Source organism: Chitinophaga sp., assembly GCF_036566945.1.
Taxonomy (GTDB): Bacteria; Bacteroidota; Bacteroidia; order Chitinophagales; family Chitinophagaceae; genus Chitinophaga.
This window is the reverse complement of the sequence record NZ_DATCVJ010000011.1, coordinates 1-4741: the sequence shown is the minus strand read 5'-3', so window position 1 is coordinate 4741 and position 4741 is coordinate 1. Positions and strand designations below refer to the sequence as shown.

Below are 4741 nucleotides of genomic sequence, written 5' to 3'. Positions count from 1 at the left end.
CGCCGGATGCGTTAACGGTAGCAACTGCGTTGTTGGAAGATGTCCACGTAACAGTTTTAATGGTGGCATTTGCGGGCAATACGGTCGCCGTTAATGCTTTGGTGTACCCAACGGCAACAGACGCCGGATTAGGCGCTACAGATACGCTGCTGGCATCTACTACGGTGGCTACGGTGACGCAAAAATCGTCGAAGCATAGTTTGCCTGCGCTGCTGGTTTTGTACGTCCAGATGTTCACCCTGGCTGTATTGGCCGGTGTAACCCTTACCACACTGAATTGCGAATAAGCGGTATTAGTGACGGTGAACTGATCGGCCGTAATTTTATTGTTGGAGGAATCGATGTAGTCGATGCCAAAGCCTGCCCATGCCGGTTGATCGATGATCTTGGCCCATGCCGAAAACGTCACGGCTTTTCTGCCGGCTACCGGCATCAGTACGGTGGTACTTACACCGCCTTCCCCGGAAATCACGGCTGCTTTAGTGCCACTATGTGCATTGTTGGCCACGATGGCGGCAGGAGGGTTACCGTTGACTACATTGCCTACAATCATCCAGTTGGTCAAACCGCCTTCAAAGCCATTGTTGGGCAATATGCCGCATAATCCTGCGCTCACTACGGTGATAGCTTTGCTGCCGGAAATACTATTGGCCGCGTTGGTAGCCGTGATAGTAACGTTGCCTGCTGCTACTGCGGTGACCAGCCCATTGACATTTACTTTGGCAATGGCCGTGTCGGAAGAAGTCCAGGTAACGGTTTGATGGCTGGTATTCAGAGGTGTGAATACCGCGCGTAACTGCACCGTATCGCCTGCCCCTACGGAGGCGGTTCCATTCACGGTGAGTGCAGAAGGCACTACATTGTACACAAATACTGTAGCAGTAGCAGTGTAGCCGCTATCCTGCGCAGTAGCCGTAATCACTGCCGTACCAGGGGCCATGCCGGTTACCAGCGCCGTATCTGCTGCTACTTTAGCAATAGTAGTATCGGAAGAAGTCCAACGCAGTGATTTGTTACTGGCATTGGAAGGCGTAATCACCGTTCCTAACGACACCGTGCTACCCACACCTACCGTGTCGGGGTTGGGGCTGATAGTGATGCCGGAAACTGCCACTGGTGTAGTCACCGTTACGCTCACGGAAGCGGTTTTACTGCTGTCCTGTGTAGTGGCGGTTACCAGTATAGGCGTGGCCGTTATAGACACACCGGTGATAACGCCCGTGCTGTCATTGACCTTCACTTTAGTGGTATCTCCCGAAAGCCAGGTTACTTTTTTATTACCCGCCCAGGCAGGCACCACATAAGCGGTGAGGGTAGCTCGATTGCCTACTGCAATGGATACGGCCGCAGGACTTACCGTAACGCCGGTTACCGGACCTGCTACGGTTTCTCCTACGTAAATACCGTTACCTGCGCTGCCCATAAATATTCTTCCATAGGTACGACGATCAGCTGCCAGGTTACGAGGCTCGCTGATGGCAGGATTGGCCACCACTGTCCACGTAGTACCGTTGTTATCCGAACGGAAAATACTGTTGGGAATACTATTTACGGTGCCCACGACATAGATGGCGGGATCATTAACGGCAGCCTTTCCAATGGCCATCAGCTTGGCGGATTGCACGTTGCTGATCTTTGTGAAGTTAACTCCTGAATTGGTAGAGTGATACAGGCCGTTGCCTTCAATAGATACCCATACATCACCTTCTTTGCCGGGAGTGGTTTCTACTTTTACAAAAGCTACATTTTGCACGTTGGGAAGACTCGCGTATTTCTGTACGAATGTTAGTCCGCCATCTTCGCTGACCATCATCTTACCAAAAAAATACAGGTAGAATTTATTGCCATTTACTTTGTCGGCCGCCAGGGGATTCATATCCGGCGGTACGGTGAAAATAGAACCCGTCACACCAAAAGTGCCGATGGCGCTGGTGGTAATAGAATTAATTTTTGTCCAGGTATCGCCTCTGTCTACCGAACGATAGGTATAACCGCCCTGGGTAGTCCAGATAATGGTTTCGCTGTTGGCGGAAACGGCGACTCTTCCGCCGGTCATGCCGGCAGGACAAATCCATTGTGTATAATGCAGTCCTCCATCGGTGGAGTAACCGCCCAAACCTGTGCCACTCCAGCCTCTGCGGCCTACCCTTACAATAAAGTTGGGGTTGGTTTCCTGGATGGCGGCGCCGGTCATATGCACGCCCTGGGAGTTGGCATATTGAAAATCATCGGAGATGGCTTTCGCCGGCGGATTGGTGAGGGATTTATGATCGAAGCCGGCTACGTCGGCGGTCACGCTCATCAATAAATTATCGCCTGATGGCGGACAAATCAACGGCCCTGTTACCACCACTTCTTCATGACCTGCTGCGCGCACTTTCCACACCGCGGCATCGGACCAGATGTTCTTGCCCTGGTAAGCATTTAACAGGTCGGCCATCCATACCTGGGTAGAATCAAACGGATCCCAGGCCAGATCAATGATGGTATTGCCGATATTGCCGCCACCATGAAAAGGTATTTCGCTGTAGTCGCGGGTACCTTTTACCTGTGTCCAGCTGCTGCCGCCGTTGTTACTCTTGTACATGGCGCCGGTAAAGGCGTCTATGTTGGTCATAATCTGGCTGCTGTTATGCGGATTGACCGTTATGCTGGTAAAACTGCCGCTATAGGGCGGTGTAATCGTACTCCAGGCAGTGCCATTCCATTTGTAAACGAGGCTGTTGCCGGCGGCATACAGGATGCCATTGCCGTTTAACACACCTCGTCTTAAGCCGGCGGGACTGCCGGGCATTAATGAAAACGTAGTACCGGCGTCGTTACTCACGTATACGCCGTTCAGGTTGGCCAGGTATAGTCTTTTCGTAAGACCGGACAGTGTGCCGCCGCTGGTATCAAATACGATGAAGCGACCATGCAAGGTGTCGATTTTGGTCCAGGAGCTGCCACCATTCACGCTTTTGTAAGTGCCATTGGTGGTTTCGCTACCACTGCCGGGGATGCGGGTAGTCACGTATACTACACTGCTGTTGTTGGGGTCTACCACCAGTCGTTGCCCGTTTCTTTTTTCGTCGGTGCTGTTGGGGTTTAGCCAGATGGGCATGTTTAAATCGGTCCAGGTAGTACCGCGGTCGGTCGATTTCATAATAGTGCCGGAAGATCCTGTGCCTTTGGGCATGGAAATGTAGAGGATATTACCGGTAGCATCGTTAGGTGCAAAAGCCAGGTTGCCGGCCACGGGTGACCAGTACACCGCCGGAAGTCCGTTCAGCAGGCCTTCCCAGCGTTGGGTGCTTTCATTCCAGCGATAGGGGTTGCCCACATCGGTGGTAATGAACCGCAGATTGGGGACTAACGGGTGCGCCTGTACGCTGGAGACAAGGCCGCCGCCGCCAATGCGAACGCCTGACCAATTATAGGTTTGTGCTACAGACAGCAGGTGACAACACCCGATGAACAACACGGATAAAAATAGTGGTTTACGCCAGTTCATAGTAATTGTTTTTACATAAGTGGAATCGAAGGGTGGAAAATATTGATGGTTATTTTGCTATGAGATATTTCCTATCGTTGGGTGAATCCTTTGCTGGTGAGGTGGTGGGTAAGCCTTCCTGATGATATAAATTGGTTGCTACGGTGTTGCGCCTATCCCTTTTAGCGGATAGGCGCATGCCGTTGTAATTAGTTCCAGTTATTTTTAATATCCTTTGCTACATTCGGATTATAATTTTTTTCTACGTCGGGAATAGGGAACAGCAGATTTTTATCCTGGAAGGGTTGTGTGCCCGTGCCTGGTTCTGCGGCCTTTTCGGCGTTGATGGTTTGTTTGATAATACCCCAGCGCAACAGATCGAAATACCGGAATTGCTCACCGCATAATTCCAGTTGTCGTTCACGCATCAGGAGGCGCATCGCGTTTTCTTTATCGCCTAAAGTGGTATATAAAAATGCATGTGAACGGGAACGAACGCTGTCGATCAGCGCCAGTGGTGCGTTGCCGGTATTGCCTTGCTGGATTTGTGCTTCGGCCAGCATCAGCATCACATCTGCCAGGCGGATTACCTGTCCGTTAATGGGACTTTTAGGGTCACCATATTTTTCCATGAGATGATAATACTCATACTTCTTCCAGCGATAATCGCCCTGTGGGTCGGCGGCGTCAAAAGGATACGGCTTTGCACCGGTAGCGCATTGCTGGCAGTAAACGGTTTCTCCACCGGAAGCAGCTGTGCCATAGAATGTAGATTTGGCGCGGGGATCGGTATAGAGTTGTCCGTTTGCAGGATTGGTGTAAGTGAATGCGTGTACAGCAGCATTGCTGATGTATACATTCTTCCAGTCGTTCCAGCCATACTCCATCGCACGACCGGTATGTGTTTGTTTACCTACCTGTTCCGCACCATTACCAAACATATAGTAGGGAGAGCCAATGCCCCAGTCGGTCCATTGCTGATCCATGATCTGGAAAATGTTTTCCGGTGTGTTCTGATTGGTAACACTGAACACATTATCAAAGTCGGGATCGAGTTTATACGCATATGGAGCGCCCATGAGCTTTTCGAATTCTGTTTGTGCAGGCACCCATTTTTTCTGGTACAAATAAACCTTGCCGAGTAAGGCCGTCACCGCACCTTTGGTAGCCCTGCCTAATTCTGCTGCAGGATACACCGCGGGTAATTCGGCAGCAGCCTGTGCTTCTGTCAGGTCTTTTTCAATCTGTTTCCATACCTCCGCGGCAGGA

General features: G+C 51.0%; 2 protein-coding genes. Both read right to left on the bottom strand.

Going from position 1 to position 4741, the window contains the following annotated elements:
- On the bottom strand, positions 1-3493 hold a 3493-nt coding region (locus tag VIP81_RS00330), incomplete at its 3' end, for an Ig-like domain-containing protein (RefSeq protein ID WP_331956480.1).
- A gap of 188 nt (positions 3494-3681) precedes the next feature.
- On the bottom strand, positions 3682-4741 hold a 1060-nt coding region (locus VIP81_RS00325), incomplete at its 5' end, for a RagB/SusD family nutrient uptake outer membrane protein (protein ID WP_331956479.1).